Consider the following 16,369-nt stretch of genomic DNA (forward strand, 5'->3'; position numbering starts at 1 on the left):
TAAGTGCGCAAATCATACCGGGATAGTTATCAATAAACCCATCTTAACTTTTTTGTTGGTAGAGAATAAAGAAGAAGTTAAGATGGGTTTATATGATATATTATAATTATTTTATAATCATCTGTTTTGTAGCACTTTTTGATCCATTAAAAAGTGTCAAAAAGTATACTCCAGTAGAAAATTTAGAAGTATTGACTTGAGTAACTTTATTTTTAAGCCTAATCTCTCGTACAATATTTCCTTTTACATCTACAACCAATACACTTCCTGATTTCCATAATTCATTATTAACAGTAATCTCTATATGATCTTCTGTTACTGGATTAGGATAAAAATCAAAAGACATGCTATCATCTGCTAATACATCAACAGTAGAGCTTCTTGCGAACGGTGCTCCACAAGGTCCGATATGCGTCCAACCATTATTATTAGTTCTTTCATAAAGATTACCTTGATACGTTACTCGATCTCCAGGTTGGTAATTTGTAGAAGAGTTATACGGTGCAACACCAGCACAAGGATCACTGCTTCCTCCTGTAGTAGTTACATTTATCACATTACTTGCAGCAGATACATTACCTGCAGCATCTTTTGCTTTTACACTAAATGTATAGGCGGTACTAGCTGTTAACCCCGTGATGTTAGTCGTGGTTCCAGAAACAGAAGTTTCAACCGTATTTCCTTTATACACATCATATCTGGTCACGCCAACGTTATCTGTAGAAGATGTCCATGATAGTGTTAAAGTAGTTTGTGCTACATTTGATGAGGATAATCCTGCAGGAGCAGAAGGCGCCTGAGTATCTCCCCCACCAGATCCTCCGATAACAACAGTATAGTCTTCTACTTCTCCATATTCAAAGGACTCACAAGCAGTAGGAATCGCATTATATTTCATAGAAACTCTCATTCTTGTACTTCCATTTTTTGCACTAGCGGGTACAGTAAAGCTACCACTCACTGGTGTTGTTTTTGAAGCTGCTTTGCTCCAAACTAATTCACCAGAATCAGCAAAATCCTTATCCTGGTTATAATCAATCCATACAGCATATCCTTCATTATAAGTACTTCCTGGCCATTTTGGTGTAACCGTAATGGTATGTGATGTTCCTTTAGAAAGATTAGTAGTTTCTGCTGTAAAATCGCTATACCCTCCACTTCCTGCAGCAGAGGTTTTATTAATAGTTCCTAAAGCTACTTTACCAATATATTCATCAGCTGGTTTTTTCCCATTAGAAGCACAATATCCAGTTGGAGGGTTTACTACACCCCCAGCGTTAGAAACTTCTATAAGATATTCTAAAGCTAATTTGGCAAATTTGGCAGCATGTGTTGCATTCGCAGTAGGAAAGTTAGATGATGTATCTCCAGAAGTATGAATCTTCGGGTTACTTTCTCTGAATTTAGCTTCAATAGGAAATGCTGTTTCATATCCTTGTTGTGCAAAACTATGGTGATCAGAACATCCATAGTTACAAGCAGAAGTACCATATGTAATTTTATGTGTTCCCGAAGCATTATAATGATCCATTAATCTAGTTAAAAAATTATTCAAAGAAGTACTATTATATGAATCAGTTGTAATAAAAATATCATTTGTAGACCCTTTGTAATTAGTCATATCCAACTGTACATAACTCACTATATTTACATTACGATTCTTATAATCTCTTGCTATTTCTTTAGACCCTACCAGACCTATTTCTTCTGCAGCAAATGCCATAAACTCTACTGTTCTTTTTGGCTTGTAATTCATACTAAACAATACTCTGGCAACTTCAGTTATCGTTGCAATACCAGAAGCATTATCATCTGCTCCCGGAGCATTATTTTGATTACTCGGTGATGTTGAATCCAAATGTCCTCCTAAAACCACATATTCATTTGGTTTTTCTGTACCGGTAATCGTCATAATAACAGACGGCATTTGAGAGCCAGAATGATTTACAAGTCTAACCGATACATCACTACGATTACCGGCAAGTCCCTCCCATTTTGCTTTTAAATCTGTAGAAGCTCTTTTTGCACTAGCTTTAGTGTGATAGCGGGTACCATAATTTTCAAGCTCTTTAATTTGTCTATCAATATTAGTGTTATTTACCAACCCTAAACTTTGATTTACCAATTGATCTTGAGTAATCTCGAAAGCAACTGCTGCTTTTGTTAAGGATTGATTTTTTGATTTTTGAATTGAATTAGCTTTCACTATTGCTTCTATAGCAGCTTTTTCTGAAGTTTCATAAAAATATCCTGGCCCATGCCTTAATCCTGTGTGATGTAGTTCTTCTGCCGAATGTTCATTCAGCATTACGGCACTATATTCGTTAACCGATTTAATAATTCTTACATCATTTGGATGATTCTTTTTTAGTTTCAATGCATCCTGAGTATCCATCGTTGCATGAAACATTTTTGATCGTTCCTGCGCATAAATACATGACGTTAATACGCTTAGCGATACCGCTAAAAAAAATAGATTTAGTTTTCTCATCGTTAGTTTAGTTTGTTGAGTTTATAATTTGTGTTTGTGTAGTAGCTAAAGTACATAATATCAAAGTCGAACAAAAGACGTTTAATCATAGAATAATCAAGGTAAATCCGTAATAATCTATCCGTTATAAATAAGGTAATAAGTGAATGCTTTTTAAAAATTATCATCTATAAAATATGATATCATTCACTCATCAATAGTAAAAATAAATCTATTTCTACCAGACCATATATACGTACCACCAAAGATTAAAGTGATACCTAAAATCTATAGTCTACCTCTTGATAGTAATAAGTTCTTTTTGTGAAGTGATGTTATAGATCGATTGCAAAGATCGGGAGGAATCCCAAGTCACATAGCAAATGCTCCAAAGTAGGTTATTAAGTTTCATAAGTTGATTTTGTGTGTTTAAGTAAACTAAACTATCAAAAAAGTCCTACCTAGCCAATATAAGCATGTCCTAAATCAATGAAAAGATGTCCTAAAACACAATTTAGTACACCCTTTGGCCATACTATAGCCAATACATCGCATCAAAATACTATTGACTTGGGCTATACCATTTTCAATGTTTCAGTATTTTTTGAAAGTTTAAAATTTTTTATATATTTGCAATATGAATTATGATGAAGCAAAAAATAAGTTTATTTCTACCTGGGGATCTTTAGGAACCTTATGGGGCATCAATAAAGCAATGGCACAGATCCATGCTTTATTATTAATATCTCCAGAACCTCTTTCTATGGAAGATATTATGGAACAATTACAAATCTCTAGAGGCAACACCAGTATGAATTTACGTCAATTGATGGATTGGGGTATTGTTTTTAAAGAGAATAAAATGGGAGAACGAAAAGAATATTTCACTTCAGAGAAGGATGTACAAGAACTGGCAAGACAAATCGCCAAAGAAAGAAGTAGAAGAGAGTTACAACCGACTATTAAAATCTTAAAAGATGTTTCGAACATCGATGAAGATGGAACCGCAAAAACCAAAGAATTAATAAAACAAACTAAAGCACTACATGAAATGGCTGATACATTAGATGTTTTAATGAATAGAGTTATTGGTCAGGATCATAACTGGATCACAAAAGCATTGGTGAAATTAATTAAATAAAAGAGCACAGTAAACAAAAAGGAGGCGTTCTCCTTTTTATTTTCAATTATAGTTTCAATTTTTTCTGAAACTTTAAAATTAATAAAACATGAAATTCAATATTCCAAACTGGTTGATTATTACAGCAGGCATCGGTCAAATATTCACTGCAGTAATATATCCTTATATAAGACATAAAGTATTTGATTGGTATACCGATGTAAAGCAGCTAAAGCCACTCAATCAAGAAATTGCAAAAACGTACGGAAGATATATCCAAGGTCTCAATTTTTCTTTTGGATTAATAGCAATCCTACTTACCTCTCACCTTAAGGAAAAATCTGAATTGGCAATTGCATTAACTGGACTAATTGCAGCGTACTGGGTTGGTAAAGTTGCGACCCAAATTGCATATTATCCTATGTATGAAATTCCAAAGAAAAAGATATTCAAAATAGGTAGCTATGTTATGAATTGCCTATTTGTCCTTTTTGCCACTGTTTATACTTTATTGTTAATCTATAATTGTATTGGTTTTTTTAACCTCTACTAAAACTATATCATTATGAGTACACTTACCATATTACACAAACTAAGGCTTAAAAAATCTACTACAAAAGAAAAAATAATCAGGTTTTACGATGAAGCAACAGAAGATTATGAGTTCTGGAGTACCGATTTCAATATGCATTTTGGATACTATACTCCTTTTAAAACCAGTATTCTAAAAAGAGATTCAATGCTTAACGAAATGAATCAGCAGGTTTTTGATCGTTTACAAGTTCCTAAACAAAATTCACTTGTAGCAGACCTTGGGTGCGGCATTGGTGGCACTATACAATATGGATTAAGAAAGTATCCTCTACTGCACATCATTGGCGTAACACTTTCTTCTTTTCAGGTAAGAGAAGGAAATAAAAGATTGCAACATAAGAATGGACTAATTTTAGAAGAAAACTATTGCCATACATCTTTCAAAACCAATAGTGTAGATGGGGCTTATGCTATAGAAAGTTTTTGTCATTCTGGGCATAGTAAAGAGGCTTTACAAGAAGCATATAGAATACTAAAGCCAGGCTCTAAATTAGTAATAGCCGATGCATTCTTAAAAATAAATAAAGAGCAATTATGTATCGGTAGTAATTATTGCTACGAACAACTTTGCAAAGGATGGAGTCTAGAAGGTTTGGGAAGTATTAAAAAAATAGAACAGACATTAAAACATATAGGTTTTAGGAATGTAAATATCGAGGATGTATCATTTAGAGTTGCACCTTCTGTTCTTCATGTTCCATTTGCAATTACAGGATTTATGTTTAAAAAACTATGTAGAAAAGAAACTCTAAAACCACAAAGTTGGAAAAACTTAAAAGGATCACTATTTGCACTGCTTTCTGGTTTACATACCAAAAGTTTTGGATATTATTTAATCACCGCAGAAAAATGAAATTAGAAAACATATGAAAAAAATAGTCATAGCAGCAGGGACAGGTTTTCTTGGAAAAGTACTCGTAGCGTATTTTAAAACGAAAGCAGAAACTATTACAATTCTAACTCGTGGAAAAAGTAGAACAGAAAATAATGTTCAATTTATTCATTGGAATGCAAAAACCTCTGGAGATTGGATATATGAACTAGAGAATGCAGAAATAGTAATCAATTTAGCTGGCAAATCGGTAGATTGTAGATATACCCAAAAGAATAAAGATCTTATTTTAAATTCAAGAGTGACTTCAACCTCTATTTTGGGAGAAGGTATACGTAAATGCAAAAACCCTCCCAAAATCTGGTTAAATTCATCAACAGCAACTATCTATCGACATTCTTTAGATAAAGAAATGGATGAAATTGATGGAGAAATAGGAACTGGTTTTTCTGTTGATGTTGCTACATCATGGGAAAAAACATTTTTCAACCAACAAACTCCTAAAACCAGAAAAATTGCATTAAGAACCTCTATTGTCTTAGGAGAAAAGGGAGGAGCTTTACCATCAATTCTTAATTTAGCCAAAATTGGATTAGGAGGAAAACAAGGCTATGGGAATCAAAAATTAAGCTGGATACACGAAATAGACTTTGCAAGAAGTATCGAATTTATTATTAAAAACCCTAGCATTGAAGGTGTGATAAATATTGTTTCACCTAAACCAGTAACCAATTCAGCCTTTATGAAAACACTTAGAAAAGTTATGAAAATCCCCTTCGGAGTTCCTATTTCAAAACATACACTTCAACTTGGAGCAAGAATTATTAACACAGAAGCTGAACTTGTACTCAAGAGTAGAAATGTAATTCCTTCAAAACTTATGAATAATGGATTTCAGTTCTTATATCCCGAACTTAAACCAGCATTAATTTCACTTATTTAGAAAATTATGACAATTATACGACTAACAACTCAAATAAAAACTCCGGTTAAAGAAGTATTTGATTTAGCTAGGAGTATTGACTTTCATATGGTATCGGCAAACAAGACTAAAGAAAAAGCTATAGCAGGAAAAACTTCGGGATTAATCGAATTAGGAGAAACGGTTACCTGGAGAGGGCTACATTTTGGAATTTATCTCATTCACAAAAGTATAATTACCAAGTATGAATCCCCGAATAATTTTACCGATGAAATGGTTAAAGGATGTTTTAAGTTTTTTAAGCATCAACACATTTTTTACAAAACAGCATTTGGAACAGAAATGATCGATATACTCGAATACGAAACACCCTACGGTATTTTAGGTAAATTATTTGATAATCTAGCCCTAAAAAAACATCTTACTCAATTTCTTTCTGCTCGCAATCAATCTATAAAACTGTATTTAGAATCTAAAAATGTAGTAAAATCGCATCATAATAACTATTTGTAAGGATTCAATATTAATAGACACAAAATACTGATTCGTTAAAGCGCCTATAAGATTCAACTTTTTATCCTATTTTTGGTGAATATAACAACAGGAAATATAATGTCAACAAATACCATAGACCCAAATATGTGGGTGGATAAGTACAGTGATTACCTATTCAACTATACCATTGTAAGAGTTGATGATAAAGAAATTGCTCAAGATTTAGTACAGGAAACATTCTTTGCCGGACTTAAATCCATGAAAAATTTTAAAGGCGAAGCTAGTGAACGTACCTGGCTTATTTCTATTCTGAAAAGAAAAATCATCGATCACTATCGTAAAATTAATAGTAACAAAGGTAAAGCAGAGGTAAGAATGAACTATACCTCTGATTCTGAAACTGAAGGCGATTGGTTAGAAGAACGTGTAGCAGATCCTTTTGATGGCAATGCAGAAGGTGAGATCGAAAACGAAGAGTTAGGTCTAGCCATACATGATTGTATGGGAAAATTGCCTCAAAAACAAGCTGTTATTTTTAAATTAAAAACAATACAAGGTTTCGATACTGAAGCTATTTGTAATGAATTTGATATCACTGCGTCTAACTTATGGGTGATCATCCATAGAGCACGTACAGCCATGGCCGAATGCCTGGAAAAAAATTGGTTTTAGGAAAAATGAGTAATAAAAAGGGAATAATAGTAAGTTGTTCAGAAGCAAATCACTTCTGCGACAAAAATCAGTATAAAGAAGCTTCTTTTTGGGAAAAAGTAAAGCTGAACATACATTTAATATATTGTAGAGCATGCAGAAAGTACACTGCAAAAAACATGAAGTTAACCAAATTGGTAAAAAGCCCAAAAGTGATTAGTATTAACCGTTCTGATAAAGAAGCAATGAAAGAACGGTTAAAGCAAAGAATGTAACCTTAAATAGTTATAGTATAATGCCCTCGAATAAAAGAATTACCCAAATAGCATAATGAAAACTACGAATAAGAATAAAGTATTTGTATCCTGTGAAGAAGCAAAACATATTTGCGATAAAAATCAATATGGTGAAGCTTCTTTTCTCGAAATAATAAAACTTAATATTCGCCTGGTGTATTGTAAAGTAACACGAGCGTATTCCAAAAGAAACACAAAACTTACAAAAACCATTAATAAATCTACAACACAGTCAATCAGCGCTTCAGATAAAGAAGCAATGAAAAAAGAAATAACAAAGAGGATTAACTAAATAAAGACTCAAGAATAACAAGGATTATTAACCACATTATAGGAATACTCTCTACCCAAAAAGAACAATAATATTCTGATTGTTTCTTATCTGTTCCCCATAAAAAGAATAAACTTATTGTAGTTATCAATATAGTACTCAAAATTTCTATCGAAGATAACAACTCATTTTTTACAGCAGTTAATAATAAAAAAATAACCAATAAAATACTACCAAAAAGCTTGGTTCTTGTCACTCCTATTTTTTGCGGAATCGTTTCTAAAGCTACATCATCATACTGCAAGTCTCTCACTTCGAAAGGTAACATCATAACCACAATAAATAAAAACCGTTGAATCATTTCTATTAAAAAATTTAAATTCAGATTTCCTTTAACATATACTAATGGGACCAATACAGTCATACCAGCCCAAACCATTCCGATAATAAAGATTTTTACCCCTGCAAGGCTCCTTAGGTTCTTTTTGTTAGGAAAAACAGGAACAACATACAAAACAGTAAGTGCTATAAACGGTGCCATATAGATCCACGTATTAATCGACACTCTAAACGAAAGATAGATAAAAGACACGCAACTCAAAATGGTTAAAACACGAATCCCTTTCATCGATTTGGTCAATCTTTTGTGGTAAAGTTTTGAGACTTTAGAATATTTTACAAAATTATATGCCGTAATAGCACCTAAAAAAGAAAAAAGGATATAGATAAATTGACCAGATATTCCATATTTAATAAAAGTAATTTGCACCAAAGCACATATAGCTAAAGCAACATGAATACTACCGTTAATATAGAATCTGAATATGCTTTTTAAGGTTTTCACGTTACTTATTAGGGGTTATGTGTTAACAAAACCCGAATTTGGTTAAAAACTTGATAGGTCTAGGTTAATTAATTGTGAAAGTTTTAGCAATTAAATATGTATTTTTGAAATCTCAATTTCAACTGTTTTTTTTCGTTATGAAAACCGATTCCTTTAAACTACGTCATATAGGTCCTTCAACAAAAGATCTTGGCGAGATGTTAAACACAATTAAAGCAGATTCTTTAGAACAATTAATACATGAAACTGTTCCTGATGATATTCTTTTAAAAAAATCGTTAAATCTAGATTTTGCCTTAAGTGAACAAGAATATTCTGCACATATACAAAAGCTTTCTGCAAAAAATAAAGTATTCAAAACCTACATCGGTTTAGGATATCACGAAGCTAGTTTACCCGCAGTTATACAACGTAACATTCTTGAAAACCCAGGATGGTATACCGCATACACGCCTTATCAAGCAGAAATTGCACAAGGTCGATTAGAAGCATTACTAAATTTTCAAACCATGATCTGTGATCTTACAGGTATGGAATTAGCTAACGCCTCTTTATTAGATGAGAGTACAGCTGCTGCAGAAGCAATGACTATGTTATTTGCTGTACGATCCAGAGATCAGAAAAAAAATAATGTAAACAAGTTTTTTGTTTCCGAAGAAATATTACCGCAAACACTTTCTTTACTACAAACAAGAGCAATTCCTCTTGATATCCAATTAGTAGTAGGAGATCATCAGCAATTTGATTTTTCGACCGAATTTTATGGTGCTATTTTGCAATACCCGGGTAAATCGGGTCAGGTATATGATTATGCAGATTTTGTAGAAAAAGCTCACCAGGCAGAAATCAAAGTTGCCGTAGCTGCAGATATATTAAGCTTAGTATCATTAAAATCCCCGGGAAGCTTTGATGTAGATGTTGTCGTAGGAACTACACAACGTTTTGGAATCCCTCTTGGATATGGTGGGCCACATGCTGGATTTTTTGCTACAAGAGAAGCATATAAAAGGACTATTCCTGGTAGAATTATAGGAGTTACTCAAGATTTAAATGGAGGTCGTGCCTTACGAATGGCATTACAAACGCGTGAACAACATATTAAACGAGATAAAGCAACTTCTAATATCTGTACAGCACAAGTACTATTGGCTGTTATGGCCGGAATGTACAGTGTATATCATGGTCCAGAAGGCTTAAGTTATATTGCCTCAAAAGTTAACACATCGGCAGTAACATTAAGTACAAAATTAGAAAAACTAGGTTTCAATCAACTTAACACAGCTTATTTTGATACCATTCGAATACAAGGTGATGCAACCAAAATAAAAGAAATCGCAGAAGCTCATGAAGTAAATTTCTTCTATCCGGATTCAGAAACAGTTTCAATTTCTTTAAATGAAGCAACAACAATTGAAGATCTAAATACGATCCTATCAATTTTTGCAAAAGTTGAAGGAAAAGAATATACTCCTATTCAGGAAATTGATAATTCGAATACCATAGATAAAAATCTAAAACGTAATACCGAGTTTTTAACAAATGAAGTATTCAATTCTTACCATTCTGAGACAGAATTGATGCGTTATATAAAAAAATTAGAACGAAAAGATCTGTCATTAAATCATTCTATGATTCCGTTGGGATCCTGTACAATGAAACTTAATGCAGCGGCAGAAATGTTACCTCTTAGTGATCCACAATGGGGGAACATTCATCCTTTTGTTCCAGTACATCAAGCTCAGGGATATCAAGAAGTTCTAAAAAAACTCGAAGAACAGCTTACAGAAATCACAGGATTTGCAGCTACCTCTTTACAACCAAATTCTGGTGCACAGGGAGAATTTGCCGGATTAATGGTAATTAGAGCATATCATGAGTCAAATGGAGATCATCATCGTAATATTTGTTTGATCCCTTCATCTGCTCATGGCACAAATCCCGCCTCTGCAGTAATGGCAGGAATGAAAGTAATTGTTACCAAAGCCACAGAAGAAGGTAATATTGATATAGATGACCTAAGAGAAAAAGCACTAAAATATAAAGATAACCTTGCCGCTTTAATGGTTACGTATCCGTCTACACATGGTGTATATGAGTCTGGGATTAGAGAAATCACTCAAATTATTCATGATAATGGCGGACAAGTATATATGGATGGTGCCAATATGAATGCACAGGTTGGTTTAACCAATCCGGGTGCAATAGGCGCAGATGTATGCCACCTTAACTTACACAAGACCTTTGCTATACCTCACGGTGGTGGTGGGCCTGGCGTTGGACCAATTTGTGTTGCGAAGCAGCTGGTTCCATTTTTACCGGGTAATCCAATAATCACTACAGGAGGAGATCAGGCAATAACAGCAATTTCTGCAGCTCCTTGGGGATCTGCTCTGGCATGTTTGATTTCTTATGGATATATTACCATGCTTGGAGTAAATGGTTTAAAAGAAGCTACCCAATATGCTATTTTGAATGCTAATTATATCAAAGAACGCTTAGATGGGCATTACAATGTATTGTATGTAGGAGAAAAAGGAAGAGCTGCTCATGAAATGATTCTAGACTGTCGACCATTTAAAACAAATGGTATAGAGGTTACCGATATTGCAAAACGACTTATGGATTATGGATTTCATGCTCCAACAGTTTCTTTCCCGGTAGCAGGAACTATTATGATCGAACCTACCGAAAGCGAAAGTAAATCAGAATTAGATCGTTTTTGTGATGCCCTGATTGCGATACGTAAGGAAATAGCAGAAGCTACCGCTGATAATCCAAATAACGTAATGAAAAACGCGCCACATACTATGGCTATGCTTACAGCAGACTCGTGGGATTTCCCGTATTCGAGAGAGCAAGCAGCATATCCATTATCATATGTAGCCGATAATAAGTTTTGGCCATCTGTTCGTCGTGTAGATGATGCATATGGAGACAGGAACTTAATTTGTACATGTGCTCCTATTGAAGAGTATATGGAAACAGAAGCTTAAAAAATCTATTATCCCATAAATGATGAAGAGGTGACTTTATGGTTGCCTCTTTTTCGTTAACCATACTATGATTAGAAAATAAGTATAATTTTTAAAACTGCACAGTATACCTATGAAATGAACCATAACAATTAAAGTTGATCCCAACCGAAATGTTCAATGGTGAATTCCATCTGACAACTAAAAAATAATAAAAAAGAACAGATGAAAGATATCACTTCAAGGCAAGACATAGAATTCTTAATGAATGCCTTTTATAAAGACGCTTTTGCAGACCCTGCAATTGGCATCTTTTTTACCAAAATTGCAAAGATTAATCTCGAAGAACATATTCCGGAAATTACAGATTTTTGGGAACAGCAATTATTTAGAACAGGAAATTACAAAAAGAATGTGATGCAGATTCATAAAAATTTAAGCAGTAAAAAAAAGTTAGAAAAAATCCATTTCGATACTTGGCTATCACTGTTTCACAAAACAGTGGATCGCAATTTTAAAGGAGAAAAAGCGCACCTTATCAAAACAAGAGCCTTATCCATTGTAACGGTTATGCAATTAAAAATAGAATAGCCTATTGGTTCTAAACCCGGGTTATGCATTAAAACTCTATATTATGAAAGTTGATAAGTGCAGTGAAATATTCCTAAGTAGTTTCAAACTATAATGAGTTTTCTAATGTATAATCAGAGTTTAATCAAATCCATAAAAAAGTTGGGCATCGTAGTATCTGTTATGTATGCATAATAAAATAATTCCTATCATGTACCTTACCATTTATAATAAATAATTGGGTATAATGAATATCAAAATAACGGGTACAGGAAGCTATATTCCTAATGAAATTAAAAAAAACAACGACTTTACCAATCATCAATTCTTTACTGAAAACAAGGTTTTAATCGAACATAACACTACCGCTATAATTGATAAATTCAAAAAAATCACAGGTATTGAAGAACGTAGATATGCCTCTACCGATCAAAACACTTCTGATTTAGCATTTCTTTCTGCAAAAAAAGCAATTATAGACTCAAAAATTGATCCTGAAACCCTTGATTACATTATTGTAGCCCATAATTTCGGCGATGTAGACAAAAACTCCTCTCAGGCAGATACTGTCCCCAGTCTTGCGGCAAGAGTAAAACATAAATTAAAAATAAAAAATCCATACTGCGTCGCATATGATTTGCTTTTTGGGTGCCCTGGCTGGATAGAAGGAGTCATACAAGCCCAATCATATATAAAAAGTAGTATGGCTCAAAAATGTCTTGTTATTGGGGCAGAAACTTTATCTCGTGTTATAGATAAACATGATCGGGATTCTATGATTTATTCTGATGGATCTGGAGCTGTGATACTAGAAAAAACAAAACAACCCGGAGGGATAATTTCTTCTATAAGTGCTTCTTATACACTTGAAGAAAGTAATTTTTTATTCTTCGGAAAAACAAACGATAACATCTCTAATGATGATACGAGATACATCAAAATGCATGGGAGAAAAATATATGAATTTGCTTTAAATCAAGTGCCAAAAGCCATGAAAATTTGCCTTGATAAAACCGATATTAGCATCACAGATATCAAAAAAATTATCATTCATCAAGCTAATGAGAAAATGGATGAAGCTATTGTAAAAAGGTTCTATGATCTATATGACCAGAAAGTACCCGACGGCATTATGCCCATGACTATTCAAAAGCTAGGAAATAGTAGTGTTGCTACTGTTCCTACTCTATATGACCTTATTTTAAATGGTAAAGTAGAAAACCAATCCATTAAAGAAGGAGATATTTTGCTATTTGCCAGTGTAGGTGCAGGGATGAACATCAATACTCTTTTATATCAATTTTAAAGCTTTTGTAAAATTCTCTTAGATGTACAGATAGTAATCTGGGTAATTGTCTATTTTTACACTATAATTACTGATTTGACTATTATGTACGAAGGAAATTTTCCTCACCAGCGATACCAAAAAACTTTAGAATTTCTTAGAGAAAACACCCCTGCCCCAGGTACTGTTCTAGATTTGGGTGTTAGAAATCCTTTTGTAGAGTTTATGGAAAAAGAAGGATATACAGTATCAAATACCTCTGGCGAAGATCTGGACCTTAATACAGAAGCTGTACAAAAAGAAAATATTCAAATTGTTACTGCCTTCGAAATTTTTGAGCACCTTATCGCTCCTTTTAATGTTTTACGCGACATTAAAGCAGATAAACTAGTTGCTTCTATTCCATTAAAATTATGGTTCTCTCCTGCCTATCGTAGTAAAACTGATCCATGGGACAGGCACTACCACGAATTTGAAGATTGGCAATTTGATTGGTTACTCGAAAAAGCCGGCTGGGAAATTAAAGCAAGAAATAAGTGGACACACCCTGTTAAAAAGATTGGTTTACGACCACTATTAAGACTTTTTACGCCGAGATACTATATTGTATATGCCGAGAGAGTCAAAAATTCTTAGCTTCTCTCTTTTTAGTTTTTTAACTTTAAACCTGAAACCAAAAACTTCAATTATTTCTTGAATATATATATTATCATACCTGCTCATAATGAAGAGCGTTTTATAGCAAAGACTCTTGATTCTTTGACTTCTCAAACACTTATTCCTACCAAAATAGTAGTAGTTAATGATCATTCTACAGACAATACAAAAGGTATCATAAATGAATATGTAAATACATATGATTATATATCCATAGTAGATACGTATACTTCTAAAAATCATATGCCGGGAAGCAAAGTGATTAATGCTTTCTATGAGGGTTTCAAAACATTAGATACAAACTATGATATTATTTGTAAATTCGATGCAGATCTTGTTTTTCCACCAAATTACTTAGCTAAAATTACCCATCATTTTCAGGAAAATGATAAAACAGGAATGGTAGGTGGATTTTGTTATATAGAAAAAAATAAAAAATGGGTTTTAGAAAATCTAACCAGCAAAGATCACATTCGAGGAGCATTAAAAGCATATCGTAAAACGTGTTTCGAAGATATTAAAGGGCTTAAACCAGCAATGGGATGGGATACTATAGATGAGTTATTAGCTCAATATCACAATTGGGAAATAAAAACCGACGACACCTTACATGTCAAACACTTAAAACCAACCGGAAATAAATACAACCCTAAAGCAAAATATAAACAAGGAGAAGCCTTTTATCGAATGCGATACGGGTTTTGGATTACACTAATTGCTTCAGTAAAATTGGCATTGCTCAAAAAACAACCAAGCCTGATCAATAATTATTTAACAGGATATTACAAAGCAAAAGCAAAAAAAGAGACTTTCCTTGTTTCCCAAAAAGAAGGAAACTTTATTCGTAAACTTCGTTGGAAAAAAATGAAAAAAAAGCTCTTATAGCGAATAGTTCCATTCAGAAAACTAGTATTTCTTTAACTTTTTTACCATAAATTATTCTTACATTGAAACATTAATTTTTTTAAAAAATAATTTCATGAAAATCAAACCACTTCTTTGGGCATTAAGTTTCATACTATGCTTAGCTTCTTGTAATAAGGAAAACAAAGCAGAAAAAGTAGATTATGTGCTTTTCTCTGGAAAAGTAAGTAATACTCTAGAAAATGAGATTAGCGTATTTAGAAATAGTGATCATTTCAAAAAAGTCATATCAATTAATGAAGATGGTACATTCTCTGATACTTTAAAAATTGAATCCAAAGGTTCCTATACTTTTGTGATTGGTCGTGAAAGATCATCTTTGTATTTAGATCATGGGGATCAATTAGAATTAACAATAGACACTAAGCAGTTTGACGAAAGTATAAAATATACAGGTACTGCTGCAGATGCCAATAACTATCTGGCAGAAAGAGCCTTAATAGGGGAAAGTCTTTTTGCTGATGGCCCAGAAGGTTATAAAAAACTTTTTATGAATGAAGTCGATGAGTTTAAAAAATTAATATCTCAAAATAAACAAGCTAAAAACGACGCGATTAAAAAATATAAAAATTTAGACCCCGAGTTTGTAGCTACTCAAACTAAAGATAATCGCTATGAATATTTATCAATGTTAAATAATTATCCGTCGACTCATAGCCATTATGCAAAGAAAGAAGACTATAAAGCTCCAGAAGGTCTTTTGGATGAATTAAAAGATTTTAATATTGATAATGCCGAAGATTATGAGAAATCTAGCGCTTATAGAAGATTAAGTTCTGATGTTTTTTATAGAATTTCTGAAGAAAAAGCTACGAATGATAGCATCTCTATGGATAAAGCAATGATGGAGAATCTGGCTCAACTAAAGAGTAAAAATATCAGAAATGCTTTTATGAAAAATATAGCATATCAAGTATCACCTAGAAATGATAACGCTGCAGAATTATATGATATGCTTATGGCGGCCTCAGACGATGAAGAATTTAAAAGTGAATTAACCAATAAATTCGAAAAAATAAAAGTATTGGTTAAAGGTAATGTGTCGCCCATATTTAATGATTACGAAAATTACAAAGGAGGAACAACTTCTTTAAGTGATCTTAAAGGAAAATATGTATACATAGATGTTTGGGCTACCTGGTGTGGACCTTGTAAGGCCGAAATTCCGCACCTAAAGAAAATCGAAAAAGAATATCACGATAAGAATATCGAATTTGTAAGTATCTCTATTGATAAAAAACCACAACACGATGCCTGGAAAGCAATGGTTAAAGAAAAGGAATTAGGTGGAGTTCAATTATTCGCAGACAACAATTGGAGGTCTCAATTTATTGTTGATTATGGAATAAAAGGAATCCCTAGGTTTATCTTAATTGATCCCGAAGGTAATATTGTAAGTGCAAGCGCACCAAGACCATCCGACCCTAAACTTGTAGAGGTTTTTAACGAACTTAGTATTTAATATA

At 33.1% G+C, this 16,369-nt stretch carries 16 protein-coding genes; 14 read left to right on the forward strand and 2 right to left on the reverse strand.

Annotation, left to right across the window (positions count from 1 at the left end):
• Positions 1 to 106 precede the first annotated feature (106 nt).
• Positions 107 to 2,491: a M20/M25/M40 family metallo-hydrolase gene (locus DK441_RS06265; protein ID WP_109097950.1), complete on the reverse strand. Its 2,385-nt coding sequence runs from the start codon at positions 2,489 to 2,491 to the stop codon at positions 107 to 109.
• A 616-nt stretch (positions 2,492 to 3,107) separates the two neighbouring features.
• Here DK441_RS06265 and DK441_RS06270 point away from each other — a divergent pair.
• From DK441_RS06270 to DK441_RS06305, 8 genes are all read left to right on the forward strand, one after another.
• The gene (locus DK441_RS06270) at positions 3,108 to 3,611 is read left to right on the forward strand and encodes a GbsR/MarR family transcriptional regulator (protein WP_074409029.1); all 504 of its coding nucleotides are present in this window, start codon (positions 3,108 to 3,110) and stop codon (positions 3,609 to 3,611) included.
• 88 nt (positions 3,612 to 3,699) lie between these two features.
• A complete protein-coding gene (locus DK441_RS06275; RefSeq protein ID WP_109097951.1) occupies positions 3,700 to 4,143 on the forward strand; it encodes a hypothetical protein in 444 nt (147 codons plus the stop codon).
• Positions 4,144 to 4,155: 12 nt separating this feature from the next.
• Complete coding sequence (locus DK441_RS06280) at positions 4,156 to 5,037, forward strand: cyclopropane-fatty-acyl-phospholipid synthase family protein (RefSeq protein ID WP_200822829.1); 882 nt, start codon at positions 4,156 to 4,158, stop codon at positions 5,035 to 5,037.
• Positions 5,038 to 5,050: 13 nt separating this feature from the next.
• Positions 5,051 to 5,959, forward strand: a complete 909-nt coding sequence (locus tag DK441_RS06285; RefSeq protein ID WP_109097953.1) for a TIGR01777 family oxidoreductase — start codon at positions 5,051 to 5,053, stop codon at positions 5,957 to 5,959.
• Between the two features lie 6 nt (positions 5,960 to 5,965).
• Positions 5,966 to 6,451, forward strand: a complete 486-nt coding sequence (locus DK441_RS06290) for an SRPBCC family protein (RefSeq protein WP_109097954.1) — start codon at positions 5,966 to 5,968, stop codon at positions 6,449 to 6,451.
• 99 nt (positions 6,452 to 6,550) lie between these two features.
• Positions 6,551 to 7,105, forward strand: coding sequence for a sigma-70 family RNA polymerase sigma factor (locus DK441_RS06295; RefSeq protein WP_025666410.1), 555 nt, complete (start codon positions 6,551 to 6,553; stop codon positions 7,103 to 7,105).
• Between the two features lie 5 nt (positions 7,106 to 7,110).
• Positions 7,111 to 7,359: a hypothetical protein gene (locus DK441_RS06300; RefSeq protein WP_074409123.1), complete on the forward strand. Its 249-nt coding sequence runs from the start codon at positions 7,111 to 7,113 to the stop codon at positions 7,357 to 7,359.
• A gap of 55 nt (positions 7,360 to 7,414) precedes the next feature.
• Positions 7,415 to 7,672, forward strand: coding sequence for a hypothetical protein (locus DK441_RS06305; RefSeq protein WP_109097955.1), 258 nt, complete (start codon positions 7,415 to 7,417; stop codon positions 7,670 to 7,672).
• On the opposite strand, the gene DK441_RS06310 is transcribed toward DK441_RS06305, so the two are convergent.
• Positions 7,665 to 8,495, reverse strand: coding sequence for a hypothetical protein (locus tag DK441_RS06310; protein ID WP_109097956.1), 831 nt, complete (start codon positions 8,493 to 8,495; stop codon positions 7,665 to 7,667). The genes DK441_RS06305 and DK441_RS06310 overlap by 8 nt on opposite strands.
• Before the next feature lie 137 nt (positions 8,496 to 8,632).
• Between DK441_RS06310 and gcvP the strand changes: the two genes are divergently transcribed.
• The 6 genes from gcvP to DK441_RS06340 all read left to right on the forward strand — a co-directional run bounded on the left by gcvP (position 8,633) and on the right by DK441_RS06340 (position 16,365).
• On the forward strand, positions 8,633 to 11,488 hold the full coding sequence (gcvP, locus tag DK441_RS06315; protein WP_109097957.1) for an aminomethyl-transferring glycine dehydrogenase: 2,856 nt from the start codon (positions 8,633 to 8,635) through the stop codon (positions 11,486 to 11,488).
• A 204-nt stretch (positions 11,489 to 11,692) separates the two neighbouring features.
• The gene (locus DK441_RS06320; RefSeq protein ID WP_024772068.1) at positions 11,693 to 12,058 is read left to right on the forward strand and encodes a group III truncated hemoglobin; all 366 of its coding nucleotides are present in this window, start codon (positions 11,693 to 11,695) and stop codon (positions 12,056 to 12,058) included.
• A 226-nt stretch (positions 12,059 to 12,284) separates the two neighbouring features.
• Positions 12,285 to 13,343 carry a 3-oxoacyl-ACP synthase III family protein gene (locus DK441_RS06325; RefSeq protein WP_109097958.1) on the forward strand — a complete coding sequence of 353 codons (1,059 nt, stop codon included), beginning with the start codon at positions 12,285 to 12,287 and terminating at the stop codon, positions 13,341 to 13,343.
• A gap of 84 nt (positions 13,344 to 13,427) precedes the next feature.
• A complete protein-coding gene (locus DK441_RS06330; protein ID WP_109097959.1) occupies positions 13,428 to 13,958 on the forward strand; it encodes a methyltransferase in 531 nt (176 codons plus the stop codon).
• Positions 13,959 to 14,015: 57 nt separating this feature from the next.
• Positions 14,016 to 14,864 (forward strand): glycosyltransferase family A protein, encoded by an 849-nt coding sequence (locus tag DK441_RS06335; RefSeq protein ID WP_109097960.1) that lies wholly within the window; start codon positions 14,016 to 14,018, stop codon positions 14,862 to 14,864.
• Between the two features lie 94 nt (positions 14,865 to 14,958).
• Positions 14,959 to 16,365, forward strand: coding sequence for a TlpA disulfide reductase family protein (locus DK441_RS06340; RefSeq protein ID WP_109097961.1), 1,407 nt, complete (start codon positions 14,959 to 14,961; stop codon positions 16,363 to 16,365).
• The last annotated feature ends 4 nt before the right edge of the window (positions 16,366 to 16,369 follow it).

Source organism: Aquimarina sp. AU58, assembly GCF_900312745.1.
Lineage (GTDB): Bacteria > Bacteroidota > Bacteroidia > Flavobacteriales > Flavobacteriaceae > Aquimarina > Aquimarina spinulae.